Source organism: Gluconobacter sp. Dm-44, assembly GCF_018256175.1.
Lineage (GTDB): Bacteria > Pseudomonadota > Alphaproteobacteria > Acetobacterales > Acetobacteraceae > Gluconobacter > Gluconobacter cadivus.
Map to the genome: position 1 here is coordinate 100949 of NZ_JAERLZ010000004.1, position 26271 is coordinate 127219.

The following is a 26271-nucleotide window of genomic DNA, read 5'->3' on the forward strand; positions in this document are numbered from 1 at the left end:
ATCGTCGGCGGCTCCCCGCCTTTTTTGTTGATCAGGAATACTTCGAGTCGCCCGTATGAAAAAAGCCGCCCTCCCGAAGAAGATGCGGCTTTTTTTCATCATTATCGGGACTGTACTCAGTCGCGGCGATCGCGGATTTTAACGTAGGCGATCGCGGCATGCTCGGCGCAGTATGGTTTTCCGGGAAGCGGTGTCGCCCCGCAGAAATGAAAGCCTGGTGTCCCGGGATCGCCAATCGGCCAGCAGCACGAAGGACCGCGTCGCGTAGGACGGTCGATGCCAGCTGTCGAAAAGCGCGGCGGCACGGCTGGACGGGGCGCGGGAGCGACACGGGGCTCTGGTTTGGGGGGCGTGATGGGAGCCTCCCTGTGAGGCGCAGCAGCAACAGCCTCTTTCTGAACCGGAGAGACGACACGGGCCGCCGCGACAGGCTGGACAGGAGCCTTGGGGGCTTCCGGAGCCGAAGGGGCCTTACGGGCAGGCGTTTCGGCAGTTTTTTCCACAACGCCTGAGGCAGCCTTTGCCGGAGCAGCCTCCTTACCATCGGTGAACAGGTCCGATCCGGCAGCCTCTACGACCTTTGCCTTGGAGGGGCTTTTGCGACGGGGGGCGGCTTCGGTCGTTCCTGCTTCACCATCCGCGGCCTTGCGATTACGGATGGGAGACGGGCGGGGAGGCAGGCCCAGACGATGGGCCTTGCCGACAACGGCATTCTTGGTGATGGAGAGCTGGCGGCCGATTTCGGCGGTCGAAAGTCCCTGACTCCACAGATCGCGAAGTCTGGCGATCGTCTCGTCCGTCCACTCCATATGTTCGTTTCCCTGTCCCGCTTCGGTGCCTGACGTGGCCCGATATGCTGTTGATTTACAGTCCCGGCCCATCGGACCCGAAACATCTTCGGGAGGCTTCTTACCAGAAACTCCCCGCCGCGTCGAAGGCGGTTCTTATGCGACCGTTTCCGCCACGCGCTGAAGCTCCACAAGACCGTTCACGACGGCCAGCGCAATCTCGCCGCGCACCAGCGCCTGGGCATCCAGTCCGAAGAGTTCGCGACGCCAGCCGCGCAGGGCGCCAACATCGGTCTCTCCAAGAGCAATCAGATCCAGATCCTCCGAAGAGGCGACCAGACGGGGGGCCACCTTATGCTCCTCGCATTTGGCAGCCAGCAGGACCCGCAGAAGCGCGACAAGGGCGGCGGAAGGGCGCGCCCGTTCGGATTTCGACGGCGCTTTCGGAAGTTCGGATTCCGGGCATTCCTGAGCGGTGCAGATGGCCTCAAGCAACCCTTTGCCCATCTTGCCCTCGGCAAACCCACGGGTCACGCCACGGATACGGGAAAGCGCTTCAACCGTATCCGGATGAACGGCTGCGATTTCCAGCAGGCTTTCATCGCGAATGACGCGCTGACGAGGAATATCGGCGTTCTGCGCTTCCTGCTCACGCCAAGCGGCCACTTCGCGCAGAATGGCCAGCATCCGGCGGTTGCTCGTGCGGGCTTTCAGCTTTTCCCACAGACGGCGGGGATCAGGGCGGAACGTCTTTTCTTCGGTCAGGACGGCCTGTTCGGAGTCGGCCCAGTGCAGACGGCCCTGCTCAGCAAGCTGTTTGCGCAGGGCCTCATAGACCGTGCGCAGATGGGTCACGTCGGCGGCGGCATAGGCAATCTGTGCATTGCTGAGCGGACGGGCCGACCAGTCGCTGAAACGATGCGCCTTGTCGATGCTACGCCCTGTAATCGCGCCCACCAGACTGTCATACCCGACCTGATCGCCAAAGCCGGCCACCATGGCGGCAACCTGCGTGTCGAAAACCGAAGCTGGAAGACGGTCGAAAATATGAAGGAAAATCTCAAGGTCCTGCCGCGCGGCGTGGAAAACCTTGATGCAGTCCGGCTTGGCCAGAAGATCACCGAGCGGCGCAAGATCAATGCCGGGAGCGAGCGTGTCGATCAGGACAACGTCTTCGGTTCCCGCCAACTGAACGAGGCAGAGCTCCGGCCAGTAGGTTTTTTCCCGGACGAACTCCGTATCGATGGTGACGAAAGGCTCGTGCTGCAGTTTTTCGCAGATACGGGCCACTTCCTCACTGGAGGTCAGGAGAACGGGGGTCGGGAAGGTCGGAGCTTTCGAGCGCATGACACGATCCTACACAAAGCGCAGGATCGTGACCACGCCCCTCACGTCCTTCCCTCACCCGTTTTCCGGGCTTCTCAGGGGAAAACGATCAGAGAGACTGGTCGATCCATGCCTTGAGCTGGCTCTTGGGCAGAGCGCCCATCTGCTGCGCGACCGGCTTGCCATCCTTGAAGACGATCAACGTCGGGATGCTACGGACACCATACTTGGTCGGGGCTTCGGGATTGGAGTCGATGTTGACCTTCGCAACCTTCAGGCGGCCCTGATACTCGGCGCCGATTTCTTCAAGCGCCGGTGCGATCATCTTGCACGGGCCGCACCATTCCGCCCAGAAATCAACCAGAACCGGACCTTCGGATTTCAGGACGTCTGCGTCGAAGCTGCTGTCGCTGACGGCAACGGTGTTTGCGCTCATGGGTATGTTCCTTATGACGAATGAAGTTTCTGCAAAACGATATCGGCTGCCGTGCCCCTCACCGCAAGGGGGCTTTTGATCTGCATCAAAATCAAGACCGCACCTGATCCAGCAGAGTGGTCGGGAGTGTGACAACGGCTGGCCCTTCCGTCCAGACCAGCGAACAGTGAATGTCGTAGCCCGGATGAAGTTGCGCCAGCACGGCACGATAAGCCGCCATCTGACGCAGATAGACGACGGGCGTGCGATCGGCGCGAAGCTGCGGATTACGGTTCGTTTTGTAATCGCAGATCCAGATCTGCTTGTCCCCGATCCGCAGACGATCAACCTGCCCGAGCACGACACGCCCATCACTGACGCCCGAAATCGGCTGCTCGGCACGGCTTCCGGGCGCAAAGAGCGGAGCGAGTTCCGGGTGAGAGAGAACGCCGAGGACCTGCTGGGCCAGACGATGGATTTCCGGCTCCGTCAGTCCAAGAGCCCGACGGGACAGCCAGCGCAGCGCCACCGCTTCACGCTCTGCCGCCAGGGTTTCCGGCAGAAGCTGAAGCAGACGGTGAATCATGGTGCCGCGTCGCATGGCCTGTTCGCGGACCGGCGTGGAGCGACCGGCCAGAAGCTCCAGCGGGGAACGGGCCGCGGGGAGTTCGCCGAACTCGGCCCCATCCGGACGGCTGGGCGCGAGCGGACGCGTCATGGCATCTTCACGCTGGGCAATGAAGGGCTTCCAGTCCGGAGCGCGACCCATCCAGTCTGGCAGCGTCGCACAGGGCGGTTCTGCATCTTCGGCCCGGAAAGCAACCGGCGTGAGTGTGCGCTCCTCTTCCAGCACAAGCCGTTCGCCGTCCCAACCAAGATCCAGAGATTCCGAGCGGGCATTGGCCAGTTGGCGGAACCCGGCCTCGCACTGCCGGTACCAGCTTGTCTCGACGGGCTCGCGCTTACCCGCCGCGCCACAGATCACCAGCCAATCACTGGCACGGGTAAGAGCGACGTAAAGCAGGCGGTTGCTTTCAGCCCGCGCTTTCTCGGCATCCCGTTCGGACAGAGCAGCCGTGATGTCCGTGCCCATGTCCTTTTTCGGAACCCAGAGCGGAAGTTCGAACGCTCCTGCCTCTTCCCAAAGGAAATCGCTGCCGGGCGGCGGCTTGGACAGCGTATCCGGCATGACGACCAGACGCGCCTGAAGCCCTTTGGAGCCATGAACCGTCATAACCCGGACGGCTCCCAGATCGCTCTCGGCCTCGCGCTTGCTGGTAATCTCGCTGGCTTCGAGCCAGTGAAGGAAACCCTGAAGCGACGGCGGATGCAGCCCCTCATAGCGCAGGGCTGCCGTCAGCAGTTCGTCCACCGGCTCGGCCGCTTCCGGCCCCAAACGACGCAGCAGCCGCGTGCGGCCACCATGCTGGCCCAGCGTTTCCGCCAGCAGACGATAAGGAGAGGCATAATCGACGCGCGCATAAAGCGTGGACAGCATTTCCCACGCCGCCCGCCAGTCCTCCCGTTCCCGATGCCGTTCGCGCAAAACGGTCCAGAGCGGCTGGCCTTTCGGACCGAGGGCATGGGTTGTGCCGTTACGGGTCGCGAGCGCCATCAACGAGTCGTCCGTCAGGCCGCCGAGCGGGGATGTGAGAACGGACGCGAGCGTCAGGTCATCCTGCGGCAGGAGAAGCGCCGCACAGAGCGTCATGAGATCGCGGACCGCGACCTGCTGCGTCAGCCCGACGCGGACCAGCGTTGCGACCGGCACATTGCGCGATTTCAGCGCCCGGATCAGCGAACGCAGGAACGGCGAGCGCCGGGGCACGAGGATCAGCACGTCCCCAGCCGTCAGAGGCGCCTGCCCCGGCTGCGGGGGACGCCCGATCTGCCGGTCAATCCATTCCGCAAGCGCTTCGGCGAGGCGTTGGGGCGCGCTTCGCTGTCCGGTATTGGCGGAAGGCGCGCGCCAGGGCGTCAGGCCCTCATCATCGTCTTCGCCCTGAACGACGGGAACGAGCGGCCAGAGTTCCACACGCCCCCCCTGCCCCGGACGCGCCGAGACATGCGGGCGAAGCGTCTTTTCGCCTTCCTGCAACAGGCCATGCGCCGCCAGAGGCTGGGAAAACACCGCATCCACGAACGACAGAACAGGTGGAACCGAACGGAAAGACACGTTCAGTTCCGGATCACGCCACAGCAGCCCGGCATTGCGAACCCGGTCCGCAAACTCGGTCCGCCAGCGATGGAACTCCTCCGGCTGGGCGCCCTGAAACCCGTAAATCGACTGCTTATAATCGCCGACCGCAAAGATGGTGCGCGGACGCGGCCCTACCTCCCACGCCCCTTCCCCCGCAAAAAACTCGGACGTCAGCGCGCCGGCGATTTCCCATTGTAGGCCGGAATTGTCCTGAACTTCATCCAGCAACAGATGGTCGATGCCACCATCAAGCTTGTAGAGCACCCAAGCCGCACCCGGGTCGCGCAGAAGGTTGCGGGTCTCCTGAATGAGATCGTTGTAATCCACCAGACCACGGGCGGATTTTCCGTCCTGAAACGCCGTCAGCATGGGCGCGGTCAGACCGAGCAGCGCACGGTTCAGGAGCACCAGACGCAGGCTTTTAAGGCGGGTCTGAAGATCAAGGAGACGCTGCGCCTCCTCTTCCAGAAGCGGTGCAATCCACGGGACAGCGGCCTGCGCCGCCTTGCCGACGATACCGTTCACCTTGCGCGGGCCACCATCTTTCGTCAGCAGGCATTGCGTCCACCCTGTTGGCACACGCTCACCCGGTTCCGTCCCGAGCCAGTCCAGCATCTGTTCAATAAAAATACGGCCGGACACCGTCGCGCTCCCAAGCGCGTCGCGCAGCCCAGCGCGAAGATCCTCCTCTTTCGGTGGACGACAGGCGAGGTTTTCAAGATCCTCAATGCCCTCCTGCCCGGCTTTCAGGGCCTTGCGATAGGCGCTGACCACACTGTCCGGCAGGGTCGCCCAGCGCTCCAGCAGCGGCCGGGCGCGACTTTCCTCCATGTTCAGCGTGCGGATGCGCCTGAAGAAATCGTCCAGCCCCACCGTTCCGGCCACATCGGCCGCAAGCTCCGGTGCGCGGGCCAGACCGTCTTCCATCGCCTCGCGCAGGGCCAGCGTCGTGTCGGTCTCTTCCATCAGCGTGAAATGCGGATCGACCGAGGCCTCCAGCGGAAACCGCCGCAATAGCGACTGACAGAACGCATGGATCGTCTCGATCCGCAGGCCCCCTGGAAGATCCAGAACACACAGGAATAGTGCCCGCGCCCGCGCCCGGGTCTCGTCCGTATTGGGAACGTCGAGGCTTTCAAGCTCCGCCCCCAGCGTCTCATCCGGCAGCGAGACCCAGCGTCCCAGCTTCTGCTGAAGCCGGTTGGCCATCTCGGCGGCAGCGGCCTTGGTGTAGGTCAGACACAGGATGCGCGAAGGATGCGCACCATCGGCCAGAACGGTACCCCCATCGTCGGTCTGCACATAAAGCGGCAGCATGAGCCGCAGCAGACGGTCGATCAGCAGCTTGGTCTTGCCCGACCCCGCCGAAGCCGAGACGAACACAGAAGCACGCGGATCAGACGCCTGACGCTGCGTGCGGTCGGCAGCGGCGATGACTTCGTCACGGGTGACAGGGCGGGAAACGGGAGGCATGTCGTTCATTCGCCCTCTCCTTCCGCATAGGCCGCGCGCCATTCATCCACGCGCGCAAGCTGCGCGTAGTCGGTATAGCGCGGGACGTGCCCGGCCCAGGGCTGGGAGCGGTAAGGCTGATCGGGATTGTCGTATTCGTCCACGAGGGTCCGGAGCTTTTCCATCGCCCCGGCAATCAGGGTCGGCGCATCCGTATGAGAGCGTGAGCCCGGCACTTCGCTTTCCTTTCCTGGATCGTCACCGCCGGTAAGGTGCCAGTAGAGCAGTTTCTTCGTCTCCACAGCCGGAACGTCCCTGAACGCCCCCTTCGCCAGAAGCGCTCCTTCCAGCACAAGCTGGACAGACCAGCCTTCCGCGACATTTTTGCCGCTGGGCGGCTGGCCGGTTTTGTAATCGAAGACCGTCGCCAGACCATCAGCCCCGATATCAATCCGGTCCGCACGGCCCCGCAACTCGAACGGCGCGAAAGCGGCTTCAAGACGGAAAGACGCCGTGACTTCCACGAACCGTCCCTGCGCAGGGCCGCTTTCTTCCATGTCCGACCGGTAAGCGGCTTCCTTTTCCGCCACCCAGTCTGCAATCCGCGCCAAACGCGGGCCCCACCAGTTCACAAGGGCCGGACGCATATTGGCCTTCACCAGTTCCTCGGCAAAGACGCGGCGCAGAATAATGCTCGCATTGGCAGGCCAGCGCGCGGGGAAGTCCCGCAGGACGCGCTCCATCGCCTCATGCACGATCATGCCGAAATCGGCGTGTTCCGCGCCTTCCTCCAGCGGCTTGAGCGCCCGGAGCTTCAGGACATGCTTGGCGTAGATCGCATATGGGTCCTGCATCCACGTCTCGATCTCGGTGATGCTCAGACCGCGCGGACGCAGGGCGACGGGCGGACGCGGCTCGGGTGGCGCAACGGCTTCGGCGCCCGCGAGCGGCTGATCCAGACAGCGCTGCCAGTCCAGCGCGGGATGCACTGGCAGGCTCTGCGACCGGCCGCCAAGAAACGCCTCCATCCGCACCATCCAGCGCGCCGGAACGCCCGGCGCACCCTCCCGCCGGGCCGAACTGGCGAACACAGCCTCCTTCGACGCCAGAATGGTCGAAACGAAATCATGCGCGCTCACGCCCGTCTGCCGTTCTGGAGAGGGCAGCCCGACCCGCACACGCATCGGACGGCTCAGCCAAGGGCCCGGATCGGTCGCAGGCGGCCAGACGCCTTCGTTCAGCCCGCCCAGCACCACGACATCGAACGCCAGAAGCCGCGCTTCCAGCACACCAAGGATCGAAACACGCGGATGCGACAGTTCCACACCGCCCCGATGCGCGCGCAGACCCGTCAGCATCTGCCCGGCCATGGACGTATTGAGAAACGAATCCAGATGCGTCAGGCGCTGCGGCGGGAGAATACCGGTATTGACGATCAGTGCCGCCAGATGCCGCGACAGCGCCTCCCCATCTTCGCCCAACCACAAACGCGCCCCGGGATGACGCGGCTCCTCTTCCGGCGCATCCAGCTCTTCCGCCGTGGCCGCCAGAGCCTCCGCCGTATGGATCAGGCGTTCGAGCAGTTCCGGCAGGGGAATTGCGCCCTCGATAGAGAGAAGCGGATCAAAGGCCCGCTCGATCCGCGCGATGAAGGCGGCGGGGCCTTCCGGCTCGTCCGGAGCGTCAGCGCTGGCCCCGTGATCGGGGGCATGTTTCTTGTCAGTGTATTCCCGCAGCGCGGCTTTGAGCCCCGCGATCCCCGGCGCAGGGGCGGGTCCACGCAGCAGGAGCCGTTCCAGCCGTCGGGCGGAAGCGTGACAGTCGCCCGGCGTGCGCCCCAGAGCGGCGAGCGGGTGTTTCAGAACAGACAGCAGCGCAACGGGAGAAAGCTGCGCTTCGGCAGCGCTCGCGATCAGACGCAGAAACACGGCAGCAGGGGTCTGGGACAGGGACTCGCCCGCACTGTCATCGGCATGGATGCCGAAACGCAGAAGCTCGGTCCCCACGCGCTGTGCCAGCGCCCGGTCCGGCGTGACGAGGGCGCAGGTTTTTCCGGCTTCGGACACGACATCGCGCAGGATCAGGGCAATGGCTTGCGCCTCCTGCTGCTGGTCCTGCGCGGGAAGGATGGACAGTCTGTCGATACCGCGCAGGCGGCTGTCCTGCCCCCAATGGGCAATGCCCTGCTCTGGCAGCAGCACTTCGCGCAACATCAGCTCACGCCCGCGATCACGTCCGCCATCCCAGTCCGCCAGTTCTTCCCGGGACAGCTCCAGATCCGTCAGGATTTCCTTCAGACCCGCCTGCGGGTGTGAAGGCGGCAGGGCAGCCCAGATCTCGTCCGACATACCCAGATCCACACCCGGCAGAATCACAAGCCCGGCAGGAAGTCGGGCCACCACGGCCAGAACGTCCGATACCGCCGCCGATCCATCTGCGAATCCCACGCCCCAAACGGGCGTCAGCGGCGGCTTTTCCGCCCAGGCGCGGGCCTGCGCCTTCAGCCGTGCAATCTGCCGCGCCACCGGGTTGCACAGCCCCTCTTCCTCCAGCCATTTCGGCCAGATAGCAGTGACGATTTCCAGAAATTTCAACGTCTGCTGCCAGTGATCGGAAAAGCGCTCCTCCACCGCGTCCGGCAGGCGCTCAGCCAGATCCACACCGCTGCGTTCGGCCTCGTCCATCAGGTCCGCCAGTGCCTTGGCAAGCGGCCAGGCCCGGTCGATTCCCTTGGTGCTGTCCACACCAACACTCACAAGCGGCGTCTGAAGGATCAGCATCGACAGCACGGCCAGACGCCTCTGCGGCTCCACCGCCGGGGGCAACATGACGTCGATCCCGATAGAGGCCAGCGCGTCCTCGTCCACGTCATTGATGGCGACGATGCGCGGCAGAAGTGCGGCCTGCTTGTCCAGAACCCGCAGGAAGGCTTCCATCAGTGCACGGCCCGCGCGGCGGCTGGGAACGAGGATCAGGCCCGGACCATCCGTTTGGGCGGCCGGATCGCGATTCAGCCATTCCCGCGCCACACGATCCAGAAACGGCTCCGTGCCCGCAATGGTAACGACGCCGCTCATGGCTTCAGTCCTGTCAGCCGACCATCGGGCCAGCCCGTCAGGTCGACAAGGCGCGAGTCCTCGGTCTTGCCGGGGGAGAATGTGAGATGCAGCGCGCCTTCCGGCAGCAGGTCTTCGGCCCGCTCTGGCCATTCGACCAGCATGATGCCTTCGCATGCCTCGTCCCATGCCAGTTCATGCAACGCATCCGGCCCGTCCAGCCGCCACAGATCATAATGGTAGGCCGCGCCCTTCGGCGTCTCGTATGGCTGGACAAGCGCAAAGCTGGGGCTGGGAACTTCCATCTGCGGATCCCGGGCCAAATGGCGCAGGAAGGCCCGGGAGAATGTACTTTTCCCCGCCCCCAGACCACCCGAAAGCGCAAGGCAGTCTCCGGGCGCACAACGGTCGGCAATCAGGGCCGCCAGAGTTTCGGTCGCAAGCTGGTCATCAAGGCGTATCTGCATGCCGCCAATGTGGACCCGACTGCCCGGTGCCAGCAAGGGCGTTCGGAGCCCGTTCAGCGACCACCGTTCCGAAGAAGATCCATCCACCGCGCCATGACGGCCTCTTCCTGAAACGCGGCGGCCCGCAGCCGGGAGGCGACCGACATGGCCTGACGCTGTTCGGGCGCGCGCATCAACTCCAACAGGGCAACGGCCAGGGCCTCCGGCTCTTCCGGCGGGACGAGCAATCCGGTCTCGCCGTCGCGCACGATTTCCGCAGGCCCCGTCTCGCAGTCGAACGCCACCACCGGCACCCCCGCCGACAGGGCCTCAAGCAGCACCATCGGCAACCCCTCATAACGCGAAGAGGCCACGAACAGGGCGGCACGGGCGTAGTCGGCATCAATGCTCCCGGTTGCAGGCGCAATCGTCATACGATGCAATCCTTCCGCCTGTTGCAGCAGAGCGTCCCGGTCCGGCCCATCCCCCCGGATCAAGAGAGTCCAGCCTGCGCTCGCCGGGTCCTGCTCGACGATCCGCCAAGCCCGCAGCAACAGGTCATAACCCTTCTGCTCTGTCAGTCGTCCCGCCGCCAGAACCAGCCGGGAGTCTGGTGGATAGGGGCTATCCGTCACAGGAGGCGCCATGTTCGGAATAGCCGTCAGCCGAGCACGAACCGTCGTCCCCTCTCGCCACAACGCTATGTCCCGCTGCGTCAGAACAACCACATCATCGGCCCAGCGCGCGGCAATCTGCCGTCCCCAGACACGCTTGCGGCGATTGAGCGTCACGTTGAAGTTGAAATGCTCCCACACCACGCAGCGCACACCCGCCAGCTTCGCAGCAGCCACGCCGTAAAGCGCATGGGTGGACTCCACGACCACCAGCGTGTCGATCTTCTCCTGTTTCAGGAAACGCGACAGGCGCCAGACGATCCGGAACCACGAATTGAAAATCTTTACCGGTCGGTCGAACAGCGCGGTCAGGGAAATGTCAGGAGACAGGGGAAAGGCCGGAACGCCCGCGCCGACCAGTTCCACCACCCGCACGTCGCACCCCTGACGGACCAGTCCGTTCATGACGGCACAGGCTGAACGCTCGGTCCCGCCGAGGCCCTTCAGGTCCTGAATTACAAACGTATATCGTACGTTCAATGCCCTACCCCAAGCCCTTCAAACCGATTATGAAACAGATCATGACGACTGCACCCCACACCCTCAACACCGATGTCGCAATTGTCGGCGCCGGTCCGACCGCCCTCTTTGCCGCGTTCGAATGTGGCATGCTCAAACTGTCCTGCGTCCTGATCGACGCCCTCGACAGTGTCGGCGGACAATGTGCGGCGCTCTATCCGGAAAAACCGATCTACGACATTCCGGCCCATCCCGCCATCGAAGGCGGCGCCCTGATCGAGGCCCTCGAACAGCAGATCGCCCCGTTCGACGTGCCCCGCCTGTTGGGTTCGCGGGTCGAAACGCTGGAAGGGCACCGCGGAGACTTCACGCTGAAAACCGCACGCGGCGACATTATCCGTGCCAAGGCCGTCATCATCGCCGCCGGTGCTGGTGCGTTCGGGCCGAACCGTCCGCCGCTCGACGGGCTCGAAGCCTATGAGCGCACAGGCGCGGTGCAGTATTACGTCAAGAAACGCGCCGATTTCACAGGCAAGCGCGTCGTGGTCGCAGGCGGCGGCGATTCCGCGCTGGACTGGGCGCTGTCCCTCTCCGATGTCGCCGAGAAAATCTATCTGCTACATCGCCGGGACCGATTCCGTGGCGCCCCCGAGACACTGTCTCGTATCGAACAGCAGATTGAGGCCGGGAAGATCGAGAAGGTTGTGCCCTATCAACTCCATGCCCTGCACGGCACGGACGGCGTGCTTTCGAGCGTGGAAGTCACCACCCTTGAAGGTGCATCACGCCATATCGAAGCCGATGCGCTTCTGCCGTTCTATGGCCTGTCCACCGATCTGGGGCCGATTGCGCTTTGGGGGCTGGACACGCATCGCAACACCGTCCCCGTCACCCCGGCCACGCTGGAAAGCAGCACGCCGGGCATTTTCGCGATCGGGGACGTGGCGACCTATCCGGGCAAGCTGAAGCTGATCCTTCAGGGCTTCTCCGAAGGCGCCATGGCAGCTCATGCCATTCATGCCATCGTTCATCCCGACACGGCCCTCCACTTCGAATATTCGACCAGCAAGGGCGTTCCGGGCTAACGCAACGGGGCAGCATTTTTCGTGGCGCTGAGCCGATCACGGTCAGTTCAGGGCGGTTCTACAGACGACAACACAGCAGGACAGATATGAAAGTCATCGTCATGGGCGCCGGAGTGATCGGCGTTACAACGGCCTGGTATCTCGCTCAGGAAGGCCATGAAGTCGAAGTGATCGACCGCCAGCCGGGTGTGGGTCTGGAGACGTCTTTTGCGAATGCAGGACAGGTTTCTCCCGGCTATTCAACCCCCTGGGCCATGCCGGGCCTGCCGCTCAAGGCCGCCAAATGGATGTTCGAGAAGCACAGCCCGCTCGTCGTGCGCCCGCGCTTCGATACGGCCATGTTCCGCTTCATGGGCGAACTGCTCATGAATTGCACGGAAAAGGCCTATGACATCAACAAGGGCCGGATGCTGCGGATTGCGGAATATGCCCGCGACCGTCTGGACGCCCTGCGCGCCGAGACCGGCATCACCTATGACGGCGCCCAGAAAGGCCTGATCCAGCTTTTCCGCACGGACAGTCAGGTCGAATACGCCGCTGAAGATATGCGCCTGCTGGCGGAAAGCGGCGTCGAGCACAAGCTGCTGACCGTGGACGAGATTCTCGCCCGCGAGCCCGGCCTCGCCCATGCCCGACACCTGCTCAAGGCCGGTCTGCTTCTGCCGGGCGACCAGACGGGCGATGCCCATCTCTTTACGCGCCGTCTGGCCAAGATGGCCGAGGAAAAAGGTGTGAAGTTCCATCTCGGCGTCACGATCGAGGCTCTGGAAGCCGCCAGCGACGCCATCGTCAGCATCCGCACCAGCGCAGGCCGCATGACGGCGGACCGCTATGTTCTGGCGCTCGGCAGCTATTCTCCGCGCTTCCTCAAGCCGCTGGAACTGCGTCTGCCGATCTATCCGGTCAAGGGCTACTCCCTGACCATGCCGATCACGGACGAAAGCCGCGCCCCCGTCTCGACCGTCAATGACGAGACGTACAAGGTCGCCATCACGCGTCTGGGGGATCGCATCCGCATCGGCGGCACGGCAGAGCTGAACGGCTTCAACCTGCGCCTCAGCCCGGATCGTCGCGAGACGCTGGAACTGTCCTTCAGCGAAATGTATGGCGGCGGGGACCTGTCGTCCGCGAAATACTGGACCGGCCTGCGCCCCTGCACGCCGGACGGCACGCCGATCGTTGGCCCTTCCCCGCGTTACGGCAATCTGTGGCTCAACACCGGCCACGGCACGCTGGGCTGGACTATGACCGCAGGCTCCGGCCAGATCGTCGCGGACCAGATCTCCGGCCGTCAGACCGCCATTCCGTCGCTCGATCTGTCGCTCGACCGCTACTGATACGTTCCGTCCGTAAGCCAGCACGGTTTACGGACGCTCCAGAACACAAAAAAAGGGGTCTGCCATGAGCAGACCCCCTTTTTGCTTTCCGCAGGTCTTCAAAAGAACCGCAGAAGATACTTAGTTGGACGGTGCAGCGTCTTCAGTCGGCGCGGCATCCGTCGCAGCGGACGTCTTCTTGTGGTGCTTGTGCTTGTGGTGGTGCTTCTTGCCGGAATGCTTCTTCTTAGGCGTCTCGGCTTCGGCAGCCGGAGCAGCTTCAGCGGGAGCGGCCGGGGCAGCAACTGCGGGAGCCGGGGCAGTCTGAGCTTCAGCGGCAGGTGCAGCAGGTGCTGCCGTCGTAGCAGGATCGGCGAATGCCGGAGCGGCCGTCAGAGCCAGAGCAGAAACGGCGGCGATCAGGGACAGATTGAAAAGGCGCATCTGGAAACGAGGCTCCATAACAGAATAAAGACCGATCACATTCAGACGGTCTGAAGTGGTCTCATCCATAACGTTATCATTCCCGCGCCATACGGTCGCGCATTAACTTTATGAAATTTCAGTCTCTTGCGCGTGTAACGTGCGAATACGCCTCAATTCAGACAAAGTCCCTCATCGCCCATAGAAAAAGGCGTGTCCCGAACAAACGGAACACGCCTTTTTCTTGAAACCCCGTCCTGAAAGAGACGATTTAGCTTGCGCGAGACTTCGTGGCGCGCTTGCGATCATGCGGGTCCAGATGCAGCTTGCGGATCCGGATGGCAGACGGCGTCACTTCAACCAGCTCATCGTCTTCGATATAGGCGATGGCCTGCTCAAGGCTCATGCGGCGCGGCGGCGTCAGAAGCAGAGCTTCGTCCTTGCCGGAAGCGCGCATGTTGGTCAGCTTCTTTTCGCGGACCGCGTTGATGTCGAGATCGTTCTCACGGGAATGCTCGCCAAGGATCATGCCCATGTAGATCTTCTCGCCAGCATCGACGAACATCGTGCCGCGATCCTGAAGGGAGAACAGCGCGTACTGCGTCGTCGTACCGTCTTCAGCCGAAATCAGCGAGCCGTTACGGCGGCCTTCAATCGTGCCCACATACGGCAGATAGCCGTGGAACAGACGGTTCATGAGGCCCGTACCGCGCGTGTCGGTCAGGAACTCGCCGTGATAGCCGATCAGGCCGCGCGACGGGATCAGGAACGTCAGACGAACCTTTCCGCCACCGGACGGACGCATATCCTGCATGACGCCCTTACGGAGCGACATTTTCTCAACGACAACGCCCGAATACGGCTCGTCCACGTCCACCAGAACTTCTTCGAACGGCTCTTCGCGCTCGCCGGTCTCTTCGTTTTCACGGAACAGAACGCGCGGACGGCCGATCGTCAGCTCGAAGCCTTCACGACGCATCGTCTCGATCAGAACGCCGAGCTGAAGTTCGCCACGACCGGCGACTTCGAAGGCTTCACTTTCCGGGCTTTCCGTCACCTTGATGGCCACGTTGCCTTCGGTTTCCTTGAAGAGACGGTCACGGATCTGGCGCGACGTCACCTTCTTGCCTTCACGACCACCCAGCGGGCCATCGTTGATGCGGAAGGTCATGGACAGGGTCGGCGGATCGACAGGACGCGACGGCAGCGGCTCGTTGATGGATGGGTCGGCAATCGTGTCGGGAATCGTCGCTTCGGACAGACCGGCCACGGCCACGATGTCACCGGCTTCGGCTTCTTCCACAGGCACGCGATCGAGGCCACGGAAGGACAGCAGCTTCGTCAGACGACCGGTTTCAACGATCGTGCCATCCGGACGCAGCACGCGCACCGGCATGTTCACCTTCGCACGGCCCTGATCGATACGACCCGTCAGGATACGGCCCAGGAAGTTATCGCTCTCGAGAATGGTGGAGACCATTCCGAACGGCGCGTCCTTGTCCACGTTCGGCTGCGGCACATGGCGCAGCACGAGGTCGAACAGCGGAGCGAGGTCCTTCTTCGGTCCGTCCAACTCCAGATCGGCCCAGCCCTGACGGCCCGAAGCGTAGAGCATCGGGAAGTCGAGCTGGTGCTCGTCGGCGCCGAGGGAGGCGAACAGATCGAAGATCTCTTCGTGCACTTCGTCCGGACGGGCATCGGAACGGTCAATCTTGTTGACGACGACGATCGGACGGATGCCACGGGCCAGCGCCTTGCCAAGCACGAACTTGGTCTGCGGCAGCGCGCCTTCAGCAGCATCGACGAGGATGATCGCGCCATCCACCATGCTCAGGATACGCTCGACCTCACCGCCGAAATCGGCGTGGCCCGGGGTATCGATGATGTTGATGCGGGTTTCTTTCCACACAACGGACGTGCACTTGGCGAGAATGGTGATGCCACGCTCGCGTTCGAGGTCGTTGCTGTCCATCGCACGATCAGCAACATGCTGATTGTCGCGGAAAGAGCCGGACTGTTTGAGAAGCGCGTCAACCAGCGTGGTCTTGCCATGATCGACGTGCGCGATGATGGCGATATTACGGAGTTCCATGTGGTCTTCCAGACGGGAGGCATCGAAGAGAGGATTTGCGCCGTCTTCTGCACCGAATCCCGCCAATATGCAAACTCTGTCACCGTCTTTTCGTCCTGAAGATGCCTTGAGCCTGCGGGAAAGCTGGGCCACATCTCACAAAACACCGTCCCTTTGAGGAACTCAGACCATGTCCAACCACCAGCCCACTGGTCCCTCCGCCCCCGGAACCGACGCCCTCAGCCAGCTCGGCCGCGCCACCACGACGCCGCAGAGTCCCGAGGAAGCCATTCTCGAGCGCGTCCCCTCCCCGCATCAGGGACGGCAGTATGTGGTGCGCTTCACAGCCCCCGAGTTCACTTCGCTCTGCCCCGTCACGGGACAGCCGGACTTCGCGCATATCGTCATCGACTACATCCCCGGCGAATGGATCGTGGAGAGCAAGTCTCTCAAACTCTTCCTGACCAGCTTCCGCAATCATGGCGCGTTCCATGAAGACTGCTCCATCGCCATTGCCGAGCGTCTGGTGGCGCTGCTCGATCCGCAATGGCTGCGGATCGGGGCGTACTGGTATCCGCGCGGCGGCATCCCCATCGACGTCTTCTGGCAGACGGGCGAGCCGCCGAAGGGCGTGTGGATTCCCGCGCAGGACGTGCCGGGTTATCGCGGTCGCGGCTGAAGCGTGACCGAAGCCGCCGCCATCGCCCGCTCCAACGGCCCTGTGACGCAGGCGCGGCTGGTGGTGGATCTGCAACGCCTCGGCATCCTGCCGGGAATGACGCTGCTAGTTCACACATCCCTGAGCCGGATCGGCTGGGTCTGCGGGGGGGCGCGGACGGTTATCGAAAGCCTGCTGCAGGCGGTCGGTCCGGACGGCACGATCGTCATGCCTGCGCAATCCTGCGAACTGAGCGACCCGGCAGGTTGGTGTGACCCGCCGGTGCCGGAAAGCTGGTGGGAGACGATCCGCACGACCATGCCTCCCTATGATCCGCATCTGACGCCGACGCGGGGCATGGGGCAGATTGCCGAAATTTTCCGGACATGGCCCGGCGTGCAGCGCAGCGCCCATCCGCAGGTTTCCTTCACCGCTGTGGGGCCGCTGTCAGCGGATATTCTGGCGAATCAGCCGATGGACGATCCGTTCGGCATCCGCTCCCCGCTTGCTGCCTTGTCGGATCATAATGCACAGATTTTGATGATCGGGACGGGCTGGGACACCTGTACGGCGCTGCATCTGGCCGAGCGCCTTGCCGATCCTGACGGACCAAAATTTCAGGACGGAACCTGCATCACGGCAAACGGGGAGCGGCGCTGGATCCGCATCAGCCTCCCCGAGACGCAGACGGAGCGGTTCGAACCTTTTGGCGCAAGGCTCGACGGAAACAGCCTGCTCCGCCACGGGCATATCGGTTCGGCGGCCTCACGCCTGTTCCCGCTCGCCCCGGCCATTTGCATGGCCGTGCAGGACTGGAGCAGACAGGAACAGCCGCCGCAGAGCGATCAGTAAGACGCGCTGATCTCGCCAAGGAACATGCGTCCGGCAGACGGCGTGGCGCGGTTGGAGAACAGGCTCTGGTAATTCAGGCGGTTCGCCAGATTATAGCCGTTCATCGCTACCTTCCAATGCTGGTTGAAGCGGTGTGAAATCATGGCGCTGAAATCCAGATTGGCCGGAGCACGGAACTTGTTGGCAGCATCCAGCCACACATGCTCACGCCATGTCAGGCCGCCGCCAAACGTCACGTTGTAAGGCTTGCCTGCGAAGGCGTTATAGGCCGACCACAGCGTTGCCTGATTATGCGGCACATACTGCACGTTCTTTCCACGATTGGCCTTCGTGGCGGAGTAGGTGGTGCTGCTGTCATACAGGGCGTAGGTGGCAGACACGTTCCAACCCGGCAGAATAATACCACCAACGGACAGTTCGAGCCCCTGATTACGCTGTTTGTCGGACGATCCCGTGATTTCGCCCGTTACCGGATCGGCATTCAGCGCATTGCCCTTGTCCAGCCGGAACAGCGACGCCGTCACGCCCAACCGGTCGTGCAGGATGCTGTACTTAGCGCCGAGTTCATAAAGCTGCGCCTTTTCCGGGCTGGCGAACGAGTTGGTACCAGGACGGATGGGCACGGAGCCGTTGGTCACATACATGCCCATCGGCGTCGTGGAATTGGCCCATGTGAAATAATAGGTCTGATGCGAATCCGGCGTCAGAACGAGGCTGGCATTGGGGTTAAACACCCCGCTCACATCATGGAAATGCTGGTCGGGGTTCTTCGCAACATTCCCACCCGTCATGTTGTAGCTCGTCTGCCAGCGGTCCCAGCGGAACCCGCCCTTGAGGGACAGCCAGTTCGTGAACCAGATCTGGTCGAACAGGAACAGCCCGGTGTCGAACCCGTATCCGTTGCTGTGTGACTTCGCGCCGAGAGACCCCAGCGAGACAAGTCCACCCGGATTCATATCGCCCGGCACCAGATCCAGATTTCCGACATGCGGATTGGGATTGACGAGGTTCGCATAGGGCTTCGGCTTCAGATAGGTCGACTGCGACCGCACGTCATTGACGCGCTCGATGTCAAAACCTGCGACGATCTGATGGCGCAGGAACCCCGTATGGAAATCCGCAACCATCGAGCCAACGTTCTGCACAGACCAGCTCGTCTGCTGATACGGCAGCGGTGCCATATACGTCCCAGGCCCCGTCCCAGCCCCCGCACCGACCGGCCCCGAGCGCGCCACAAGCGCCTTGGACGGATCGCCGCTGAAATAGTTGTTCACGCAGGTCGTATCGCAGGTCGCCTTGGAGGCCGCGAACGTCCGGTAATATTCGCCGCCGCGCAGATCATCATAGAACGTGATGTGTTTGTTCAGCTTGAAGCTGAAACGGGCCGTTTCCATGTTGGCGTTCGTTGCGTTCTGGTCATTGTCCGTGCCGTACCAGTTGCTGCGGCGGATGCCATATTCCGTGATGGGCTGACCATAAGCCGCGCCCGGCTTCGTCACGACCGGCACACCGAAATCCGGAATCGAATTTTCCTGCTGGTGCATGTATTGCAGAACCAGCGTCGTTCTCTTGCCGATACCAAAAGCCAGCGACGGCGCGATGCCCCAGCGATGGGAATAGAGATTGTCACGCCCGACGATATTGTGTTCGTCGCCCATGCCCGTGACGCGGAAGGCCGTTGAATCGTTGATCTTCTGATTGACGTCCAGCGTCCCGCGATAATAGCTGCCAGACCCGCCGGAAAACTCAGCGTTGTAATGGTTTTTCAGACCGGGCGTTTTGGTGACCATGTTGATCGCCCCACCCGTCGTCCCATTCCCGAACACTTCGGAAGACGGCCCCTTGATGACCGAAACGGTCTCGAAATTGAACGCATCGCGCGAATAAACGCCGAAATCCCGCAGTCCGTCTTCATAGATGTCGTTCTGCGCCTGAAAACCACGGATCAGGAACTGATCGCCGTTCATGCCACCCGCGCCCTCACCGATGGACGTCGTGACACCCGGAACGTTCCGCAGCGCCTCATCAAGGGATTTCACATTCTGCTGTTGCATCAGAGCCTGTGGCACCACGTTGATGTTCTGCGGCGTATGCATCACATCCTGCGGCATCCGCGACAGGCCGGTGGAGTCATGCATGGTGTTGAAACCATGCCCCTGCACCGTCAGATATTCTGCATCCGCGCCTTCAAGACTCTGGGTCTTATCCAGGGATTTTGCTGTGGAAGGTGCCTTAGGGTCCGGTTTTTCGTCTTTTTTAACGGGGTCCGCCGCATAACCCTGTGATGACATCAGCAGCGTTCCCGCAACTGATAATGAAGTAATGTGCGTGCGCAGCGAACCGGTCATTGAATGCCTCTTGGTTACGGACATGTCTCGTTATGTTGCAGAGGCAAATATTAGAAATAAGAATCATTCGCAATAAGTTTTTAAAAAAACATTCTCCCGGATCAAAAACCCTCCCAAAACACATCAGGCTCTCCACCCCGCATACAGAAGATGGAGAGCCTGTCAGGTCTCTTCAGAATTTTGCAGACGTCAGAGCGTAATGCCGAGCTGTCCCTGAAAATACAGCAAAGGTGCGCGGTTTTCGTCGAGCTCAAGTGAAACAGGACGCGCCATGAATAGCGCATGCGTACCGCCCTGGAATGTTTCGACCAGTTCGCAGTGCATCTTCACCAGCGAATCCCGAACAAAGGCCGTTCCGTCTGCCGAGCGTTCGATCACGTCGGAGCCGAACTTGTCGCCTGTGCGGCTGGCGAAGAGCATCGCCACGTCCTTGTGGTCGTTGCCCAGAATGCTGAGGCCGAACGTGCCGGCTTCCGCAATCGCGCGATAGGTCGCGCTGGCACGGTTGAGACAGATCAGCAGCAGAAGCGGATCAAGGGACACGGAGGTCAGGGCGCTGATAGTTGCACCCTGCTCGCCTTCGCTGCCTTTGGCCGTCACCACAGCCACACCCGTGGCGAAATGGGACATGGCCTTGCGGAAATCGGTGTCGTTCGGAGTCGTCATGCAGACTCCTTGCCATAATCCGACGCGCAGCGCACCTCCCCTCCAGAAACGAACAGGGTGCAGGGATCAAGATCCCTGCCGGGTCCGGGCAGAGCCCGGATTATCCTTTCAAAACCCCAAAGTCATATCCGCCCCGAACAGAATGCGGCCCATATGGTGCTGGTCATCGAACGGGCGCGTGCCGTTGAGAGAACGGTCAAAACGCAACTCCGGCCGAAACTGGAGCAGCTTGATGTGATGCCCCACATCCGGCCGCCAGACAGTGTTGAGCGTCAACGCGCCATAGGTCGTGGCGGGAGCAGACACAGACCGTGTCGGATTGCCAAGCAGAGCCTGTGCATAGCCTTCATTCTCGGCAAAACTCGCAACGAAACTGCCGGTATTGTCCCGATATAGCTCGGCCCGCGCATTGACGGTCAGGTTCGGATGAATGTGCCACCCGCCCCACACCACCGCGCTCCATGTATCGGCACGCAGCCCTTCGTCATGAAGCTGGTTCACCTCGACGGTGGCGCTCCATGTTTTCGAAAACGTCCAAGTCCCGTTCAGATCGTTCCAGTACCGCATGGCCCCGTTGGCCCTCGGCCCCAGAGCACGCACGGCATCTTCTGGCCCGACCCTCAACAGATAGGTGAAGGACAGATGACCGTCCGCCAGATCATTGCCCGTCACACCCAGATATCCGGCGGGGCGGTCATTGTTATCCCCCCGCCCGAAGGACGTCTGGTTGCCGGTGTCCACGCCAAACTGAAGATCGAAATGCTTGTCCAGATGAAGCTGGAACATGCCTCCCACATGCTCGAACGGCGTGGAATATTCGGTCGTATACGCCAGCGTATAGAAGGCGCGCGTCGAAGGATCGAGCGTCTCCACGCCCATGGGCGACGTCAGAATCCCGATCTGCCCATCCAGCCCCCGGCTCGTAAACCACGGCATATGCAACGCGACATTGGCAAAGGCCGGCATGGCCTGATAGCGGCCATTGATCCAGCGGTCGGACACACCCGCGATCGTGTAACTCCGAGCATCGGAGCCATAGAGCATCCGCAGATTCATCCCCAGCCCATACCCATCCCCGATCGGGTCGACGGGTTTCGTGAACGTGAAAGTCAGCTGGTTCAGCGTGGCCTGATCGGCATAGGGCGAGAGAAGCTGGCCGAAATTGAGATTGCTGGCGGGATGGCTCGAACTACCCATGACGCCGCCTTCGATCTGCGCGCCGAAGGACACATCGGAAAACCACCGATCCGTCCACGCCTTGTCCTGCGTCTCCGCGGCACGCGCCTGCGCGCCTGCCAGCAGAACCGCAAAAACCACTCTCAAACCCAGGCCCAAACGCTGCCTCATGCCATCCACCTTCCGGTTGCATGAGGCAGCCCATAGCACAGGCCCGATTTTTTACTTAATGTTGCTAAAGAGGAATATTTCTCAGAATTTCGCCGTTTTCGGGTCTGCGCCCATCCGGCCATCCGCACGATCCATTCCCCCGATGGCCTGCATGTCGTCGCCGTCCAGCACAAAGCCGAACACATCCAGATTTTCCGCCAGACGCTTCGGATTGACGGATTTGGGAATCACGATCAGCCCGTTTTGCAAATGCCAGCGGATCACGACCTGAGCCGGAGTCCGTCCGTGTTTTTCAGCAATCGCCCCGATCCGCTCATCACTCAGCACACGTCCCTTGCCCAGCGGACGCCAGGCTTCGGTACGGATATTGTGCTTTTCGTGAAATTCCCGCAGAGCGCGCTGCTGGAAATCGGGATGGAGTTCAATCTGGTTGACAACCGGCACCACGCCCGTCGCATCGATGATTCGCTCCAGATGTTCCGGCTCGAAATTGGACACACCAATGGACTTCACCCGACCGGATTTTTTCAGCTCGACCAGCGCCTTCCACGTCTCGACATACTGTCCCTGATCCGGCATCGGCCAGTGGATCAGATACAGGTCCAGCACCGGACGACGCAGCAGACGCGCGCTTTCTTCATAAGCCCGCAGCGCATTGTCGTAACCCTGCTCGTCATTCCACACCTTGGTCGTGAGGAAAATTTCGGGATGGTCTTCCAGACCTTCGCCGACCCCGGCTTCATTCTTGTAAAGCCGCGCCGTATCGACAGAGCGATACCCGAGCTTCACAGCTTCCCGAACGATCTCCGCCGTCTCATCCGGGGGCGTCTGCCAGACACCCAGACCGATCTGGGGCATGGTGTTGCCATCGTGAAAGGAAATAACCGTCTGGGCGTCGGCGGATGGAACCTGTGACGACATGTCTGCCTCCTTGCAGGACTTAAAGAAAAATCATCAGCGCGTGGGGTGCTGGCTTTTCAACGCAGGCTCTGGACGGACGGTTCAGTCTCCGTTGAGCAGAAGGGCCAGTTTGCGATTGAACGTCTCGACCGTGAAGGGCTTGACCAGAAGCGCACATCCAGCGGCAAGTGACTGATTTCCGATGATGTTCTGCTCGGCATACCCCGTGATGAACAGCACTTTGAGCGACGGCCATCGCGCCAGCATCTGCTCGCCCAGTTCGCGACCGTTCATGCCCCCCGGCATCCCGATGTCGCTGATGAGAAGCGAAGGCGGCGCGCCTTCCGCCACGAGCGCCTTCGCGGACGGCCCATCGCAGGCGCCCTGCACGATGCCGCCCAGATCCGCCACCATATCCGTCACGATCATCCGCACCGCCTCCTCGTCATCCACGACGAGCACGCGCAATCCTTCCAGAAGACGGGGTTGCGGCGCCGAAGGCAACGGAGGAGGCTCCGGACGCAAAGTCTCCTGCCCCTCATAACGCGGCAGCCAGAGGGACACGGCGGTTCCCTGCCCCGGAGCAGAACGGATCTCCACCTTTCCGCCCGATTGCTGGGTAAAGCCGTAGATCATGCTCAGCCCCAGCCCGGTTCCCGCCCCCTGTGGCTTGGTCGTGAAAAACGGATCGAAAGCACGCTGGACGACCTCGGGCGACATCCCACAGCCTTCATCCTGCACCGTCAGAACCACATAGTCGCCCGGCGGGATCGCCGTTTCGACAGAGCGTGTCCGGCCCAGAATCCAGTTGGCACTCTTTACCCGCAGCGTGCTTCCCTGCTCGTGCATGGCATCGCGGGCATTGATGCACAGATTAAGGATCGCGTTTTCAAGCTGATTGGCATCCACCCGCGTCCGCCACAGATCCGACTGAAGATCCAGAACAAGATCTATGCCTGGCCCGACCGTCCCACGAAGCAGGCTTTCCAACCCCTGAACCAGCACATTCATGTCCGTCGGGCTCGGATCGAGGGTCTGACGCCGCGAGAAAGCCAGCAGACGATGGGTCAGCGACGCCGCGCGCCGGACCGCCTCCTGCGAGGCCGTAATGTAACGCCCCAGACCGTCCGTCCGCCCCTGTGCAATCCGCAGCCCCAGAAGTTCCAGTCCCCCGCCGATTCCGGCCAGAAGATTGTTGAAATCATGCGCCAGACCGCCCGTCAGCTGGCCAACCGCCTCCATCTTCTGGGCCTGACGAAGCTGTTCCTCCAGTTCGTTACGGCGGGTCAGATCCCGCCCGACCGCATAGATCGCGTCGCCTTCGTCATTGCAGCTCCAGTTATAGGTCCGCCAGGAGCCGTCATGCCGCCGCATCCGCACATCCAGACCCGCCGCCGGCCAGGGCGTGCCTTCCATAAGACGCGCAAATGTGTCCCGGACGGTCCGCTTGTCATCAGGGTGACACAGCGCATCCAGCCGCAGCCCGGCCAGTTCGTCCATTCTGTAGCCCTGCATCTCTTCCCAGCTTGGGCTGACCGCAACGTAATAGCCGTGACGGTCAATGATGACGAACAGATCTTTTGCGATGTTCCACAGCCGATCGCGCTCGCGGGTCCGTTGCAGGATCCGCTCTTCGAGCATGACGTTGAGGTCCCGGATCTGCTGCTGGGTCCGGGCCTGACGCATGGACGCATGGGTGCGGTCCGCCACAGCACGGGTGAAGACGATTTCCTCATTCGTCCAGACATGCGGCACGTCGTGGCAGACGAACATCAGCCCCACAAAGCGCCCGAACTTGAAAATCGGAATAGCAAGAAACGCGACGATCCCCTCGGCCATATAACGTGCGCCATGCCCAGCCGTCAGAACATCCGTATGGACATCGGTAATGGCGACGGGCTCACCGCGCCCCAGAGCGGACCGGAATTCCCCATAATCGGCAAACATCCGCACGCCCACAAGCGGACGTCCGGCTTCGGCGATACCGCCGACGGTCATGCCGGTGCCGTCGTCATTGACCATGCCGTAACCCGCGCCACTGGCATTCAGTTCCCGGCAGATAATCCGGGCAGCGACCTCTTCCATCATGCTGGTATCGTCGAGCGCGCGAAGCTGGTCTCCAAGCTCGACGAGCGCTGCCTGTCGCAAAGCCTGACGCTTGCTCCGGTCGATATCGAACACAATGCCGGGAAAGCGGGCCACACGCCCCTCTTCCCCCAGATCGCAGCGCCCATTGCCCTCAAACCAGCGCTGCCCTTCGGGCGTTTCCGCCCGGAATTCGAAACGGCATTTTCCGCCCCGCCGCGTTGCCGCCGTGACAGCCTGCACCACCGCGAACCTATCCCGTGGATCAACCGCGTCGTAAATGACATTGGGCATGACGCCCTCACGCAGCCAGGCCGGGTCCAGCCCCAGCGTCAGAGCCAGCCGGGCATCGCCCATCATCCGCGATGTGCTGTCATCCCACATCCACGTCCCGGCGATGGCCCCTGCATCGAGGGCAAGCTGGAGCCGCTCGGCGGATTGGTTGGCATCTGTCAGATCGCGCCCGATCGCCAGCAGACGCTGCACGTCCCCGTCTTCCCCGAGCACAGGGGTAACGACCACATCCCAGAAGCGGCGCGTGCCCTTCATGGTCATGGCATAGCCCTGAAACCGCGCCGTTTCGCCCTCAAGAGCGCTCTGCACCGCCAGAGCTGCCCGCCGACGCGGTTGCCCGCGCCACAGATCCACCCAAGGCAGCCCGTGCATGATGATCGGACTGTCCATCTCCATAGAGCGGACGCCCCCTTCGTTGACGAAGCGGATACAGCCGTCGCAGTCGAGAATATGGATGCAGTCCGGCAGGCTCGATAGCAACAGCCGGGTAAAGGATTCACTGGATCGCAGGGCTTCGGCGGTCAGAGACGCGGAGGAGACGTCCATCGCCAGACCGACGCTGCGCCGTCCATCGGGGCGGCTGTCGTCTTCCCGCCACCCGCGCAACAGCACATGACGGAGCATGGGCGTATCCTGCGCCGTATGATCCCCCGCGGACGACTGTGCAGGCTGGTAAGAAAAGCGTGAGGGTACCAGAATCCGGAAACGCAGTTCGTAGCCGCCTTCGTCCCGGAGTTCGTCCTCAATGCTGTCATCATAAATGAACCGGTCATCCGGATGCAGGAACTCCAGCAGTTCATCGACTGGGACGCCGACTGCAAGCCGCTCTGGCGGCAATCCCCACAGCCCGGCGAAGCGCGCATCTCCCGTCACCATCCGCATCGCAAAATCGCAGCGATAGAACGCCACATCCGCCGTCTCCGCCACGCGCTGCATCCGCAGCTGCATCCGTTCGACGGTCGCATGTTCGCGGGTGATATGTTCCTCCGGCGTTTGGGGAGCAGGCTGTTCGCGCAGCAGATCGTCCACCTGCAACTCACACAAGGCCCGGACATGCTCCAGCGCCGGAGCATTCTGCCGTACACACAACCAGACCTCCACAGCGCCGGACCGCACCGGAAGAAGACATACCGTGCACACGCCAAGAGACTGACCGTCCATGAGACAGGCCGCACCCTCTGCGGCAATCGCGCTCCCGCCGCCGTCCAGAACCCGCACGCCCTGACTATCCCGCACCAGAAGTGCGGCTTCTCCGCCGCCTTCAGCCGCAGCAAGGGCCAGAAGATGACCGCACAGAATCGAGGCACGGCCGCCAGCAGGAGAAGACTGCAGCACCAACGCTTCCGTTTCCCGGTCCGTCTCCTGCACGCGATCCATCAACCCACTCCCTCAGCCCTGCCCACCCGGGCA

Annotated in this window: 18 protein-coding genes; 4 read left to right on the top strand and 14 right to left on the bottom strand. The window is 62.2% G+C overall.

All coding sequences use genetic code 11. From position 1 onward, the window contains the following. Window positions 1-116: 116 nt before the first annotated feature. The 7 genes from JK213_RS06960 to JK213_RS06990 form a co-directional block, all read right to left on the bottom strand. A complete protein-coding gene (locus JK213_RS06960) occupies window positions 117-809 on the bottom strand; it encodes a GcrA family cell cycle regulator (protein ID WP_194262698.1) in 693 nt (230 codons plus the stop codon). 135 nt (window positions 810-944) lie between these two features. Beyond that, the gene (gene rnd / locus JK213_RS06965) at window positions 945-2135 is read right to left on the bottom strand and encodes a ribonuclease D (protein ID WP_194262697.1); all 1191 of its coding nucleotides are present in this window, start codon (window positions 2133-2135) and stop codon (window positions 945-947) included. A gap of 88 nt (window positions 2136-2223) precedes the next feature. Further along, window positions 2224-2550: a thioredoxin TrxA gene (gene trxA, locus JK213_RS06970; protein ID WP_062029874.1), complete on the bottom strand. Its 327-nt coding sequence runs from the start codon at window positions 2548-2550 to the stop codon at window positions 2224-2226. A gap of 91 nt (window positions 2551-2641) precedes the next feature. Next, window positions 2642-6211: a double-strand break repair helicase AddA gene (gene addA, locus JK213_RS06975; RefSeq protein ID WP_194262696.1), complete on the bottom strand. Its 3570-nt coding sequence runs from the start codon at window positions 6209-6211 to the stop codon at window positions 2642-2644. Continuing rightward, window positions 6208-9258 carry a double-strand break repair protein AddB gene (gene addB, locus JK213_RS06980; protein ID WP_194262695.1) on the bottom strand — a complete coding sequence of 1017 codons (3051 nt, stop codon included), beginning with the start codon at window positions 9256-9258 and terminating at the stop codon, window positions 6208-6210. Before addB ends, addA begins: the two co-directional genes overlap by 4 nt. Further along, window positions 9255-9704 carry a tRNA (adenosine(37)-N6)-threonylcarbamoyltransferase complex ATPase subunit type 1 TsaE gene (gene tsaE, locus JK213_RS06985; protein ID WP_194262694.1) on the bottom strand — a complete coding sequence of 150 codons (450 nt, stop codon included), beginning with the start codon at window positions 9702-9704 and terminating at the stop codon, window positions 9255-9257. Before tsaE ends, addB begins: the two co-directional genes overlap by 4 nt. A 53-nt stretch (window positions 9705-9757) precedes the next feature. Further along, complete coding sequence (locus JK213_RS06990) at window positions 9758-10837, bottom strand: glycosyltransferase family 4 protein (RefSeq protein WP_194262693.1); 1080 nt, start codon at window positions 10835-10837, stop codon at window positions 9758-9760. A gap of 41 nt (window positions 10838-10878) precedes the next feature. Here JK213_RS06990 and JK213_RS06995 point away from each other — a divergent pair, with 41 nt between their 5' ends. After that, on the top strand, window positions 10879-11901 hold the full coding sequence (locus JK213_RS06995; protein ID WP_194262692.1) for an NAD(P)/FAD-dependent oxidoreductase: 1023 nt from the start codon (window positions 10879-10881) through the stop codon (window positions 11899-11901). 86 nt (window positions 11902-11987) lie between these two features. Further along, window positions 11988-13238 carry a D-amino acid dehydrogenase gene (locus JK213_RS07000; protein ID WP_099286258.1) on the top strand — a complete coding sequence of 417 codons (1251 nt, stop codon included), beginning with the start codon at window positions 11988-11990 and terminating at the stop codon, window positions 13236-13238. A gap of 120 nt (window positions 13239-13358) precedes the next feature. On the opposite strand, the gene JK213_RS07005 is transcribed toward JK213_RS07000, so the two are convergent. After that, window positions 13359-13730: a hypothetical protein gene (locus JK213_RS07005; protein WP_211571313.1), complete on the bottom strand. Its 372-nt coding sequence runs from the start codon at window positions 13728-13730 to the stop codon at window positions 13359-13361. Between the two features lie 181 nt (window positions 13731-13911). After that, window positions 13912-15732, bottom strand: coding sequence for a translational GTPase TypA (gene typA / locus JK213_RS07010; protein WP_099286351.1), 1821 nt, complete (start codon window positions 15730-15732; stop codon window positions 13912-13914). 169 nt (window positions 15733-15901) lie between these two features. Here typA and queF point away from each other — a divergent pair, with 169 nt between their 5' ends. After that, window positions 15902-16390: a preQ(1) synthase gene (gene queF / locus JK213_RS07015; RefSeq protein ID WP_194262691.1), complete on the top strand. Its 489-nt coding sequence runs from the start codon at window positions 15902-15904 to the stop codon at window positions 16388-16390. Between the two features lie 3 nt (window positions 16391-16393). Further along, a complete protein-coding gene (locus JK213_RS07020) occupies window positions 16394-17221 on the top strand; it encodes an aminoglycoside N(3)-acetyltransferase (protein ID WP_194262690.1) in 828 nt (275 codons plus the stop codon). Here the strand turns inward: JK213_RS07020 and JK213_RS07025 are convergent. The 5 genes from JK213_RS07025 to JK213_RS07045 form a co-directional block, all read right to left on the bottom strand. After that, complete coding sequence (locus JK213_RS07025) at window positions 17215-19569, bottom strand: TonB-dependent receptor (protein ID WP_408869898.1); 2355 nt, start codon at window positions 19567-19569, stop codon at window positions 17215-17217. The genes JK213_RS07020 and JK213_RS07025 overlap by 7 nt on opposite strands. A gap of 189 nt (window positions 19570-19758) precedes the next feature. Then, window positions 19759-20235, bottom strand: coding sequence for a flavin reductase family protein (locus JK213_RS07030; protein WP_099286261.1), 477 nt, complete (start codon window positions 20233-20235; stop codon window positions 19759-19761). A 108-nt stretch (window positions 20236-20343) separates the two neighbouring features. Then, the gene (locus JK213_RS07035) at window positions 20344-21582 is read right to left on the bottom strand and encodes an outer membrane beta-barrel protein (RefSeq protein WP_194262689.1); all 1239 of its coding nucleotides are present in this window, start codon (window positions 21580-21582) and stop codon (window positions 20344-20346) included. 81 nt (window positions 21583-21663) lie between these two features. Further along, window positions 21664-22503: an aldo/keto reductase gene (locus JK213_RS07040; protein ID WP_194262688.1), complete on the bottom strand. Its 840-nt coding sequence runs from the start codon at window positions 22501-22503 to the stop codon at window positions 21664-21666. 81 nt (window positions 22504-22584) lie between these two features. Continuing rightward, a complete protein-coding gene (locus JK213_RS07045) occupies window positions 22585-26238 on the bottom strand; it encodes a PAS domain-containing protein (RefSeq protein WP_194262687.1) in 3654 nt (1217 codons plus the stop codon). Between the last annotated feature and the right edge of the window lie 33 nt (window positions 26239-26271).

What these genes read in the sequence shown, in the direction of transcription:
- JK213_RS06960 (WP_194262698.1), bottom strand. Translation starts at nt 809, where the DNA reads ATGGAGTGGACGGACGAGACGATCGCCAGACTTCGCGATCTGTGGAGT.
- rnd (WP_194262697.1), bottom strand. Translation starts at nt 2,135, where the DNA reads ATGCGCTCGAAAGCTCCGACCTTCCCGACCCCCGTTCTCCTGACCTCC.
- trxA (WP_062029874.1), bottom strand. Translation starts at nt 2,550, where the DNA reads ATGAGCGCAAACACCGTTGCCGTCAGCGACAGCAGCTTCGACGCAGAC.
- addA (WP_194262696.1), bottom strand. Translation starts at nt 6,211, where the DNA reads ATGAACGACATGCCTCCCGTTTCCCGCCCTGTCACCCGTGACGAAGTC.
- addB (WP_194262695.1), bottom strand. Translation starts at nt 9,258, where the DNA reads ATGAGCGGCGTCGTTACCATTGCGGGCACGGAGCCGTTTCTGGATCGT.
- tsaE (WP_194262694.1), bottom strand. Translation starts at nt 9,704, where the DNA reads ATGCAGATACGCCTTGATGACCAGCTTGCGACCGAAACTCTGGCGGCC.
- JK213_RS06995 (WP_194262692.1), top strand. Translation starts at nt 10,879, where the DNA reads ATGACGACTGCACCCCACACCCTCAACACCGATGTCGCAATTGTCGGC.
- JK213_RS07000 (WP_099286258.1), top strand. Translation starts at nt 11,988, where the DNA reads ATGAAAGTCATCGTCATGGGCGCCGGAGTGATCGGCGTTACAACGGCC.
- JK213_RS07005 (WP_211571313.1), bottom strand. Translation starts at nt 13,730, where the DNA reads ATGGATGAGACCACTTCAGACCGTCTGAATGTGATCGGTCTTTATTCT.
- typA (WP_099286351.1), bottom strand. Translation starts at nt 15,732, where the DNA reads ATGGAACTCCGTAATATCGCCATCATCGCGCACGTCGATCATGGCAAG.
- queF (WP_194262691.1), top strand. Translation starts at nt 15,902, where the DNA reads ATGTCCAACCACCAGCCCACTGGTCCCTCCGCCCCCGGAACCGACGCC.
- JK213_RS07025 (WP_408869898.1), bottom strand. Translation starts at nt 19,569, where the DNA reads ATGACCGGTTCGCTGCGCACGCACATTACTTCATTATCAGTTGCGGGA.
- JK213_RS07030 (WP_099286261.1), bottom strand. Translation starts at nt 20,235, where the DNA reads ATGACGACTCCGAACGACACCGATTTCCGCAAGGCCATGTCCCATTTC.
- JK213_RS07035 (WP_194262689.1), bottom strand. Translation starts at nt 21,582, where the DNA reads ATGAGGCAGCGTTTGGGCCTGGGTTTGAGAGTGGTTTTTGCGGTTCTG.
- JK213_RS07040 (WP_194262688.1), bottom strand. Translation starts at nt 22,503, where the DNA reads ATGTCGTCACAGGTTCCATCCGCCGACGCCCAGACGGTTATTTCCTTT.
- JK213_RS07045 (WP_194262687.1), bottom strand. Translation starts at nt 26,238, where the DNA reads ATGGATCGCGTGCAGGAGACGGACCGGGAAACGGAAGCGTTGGTGCTG.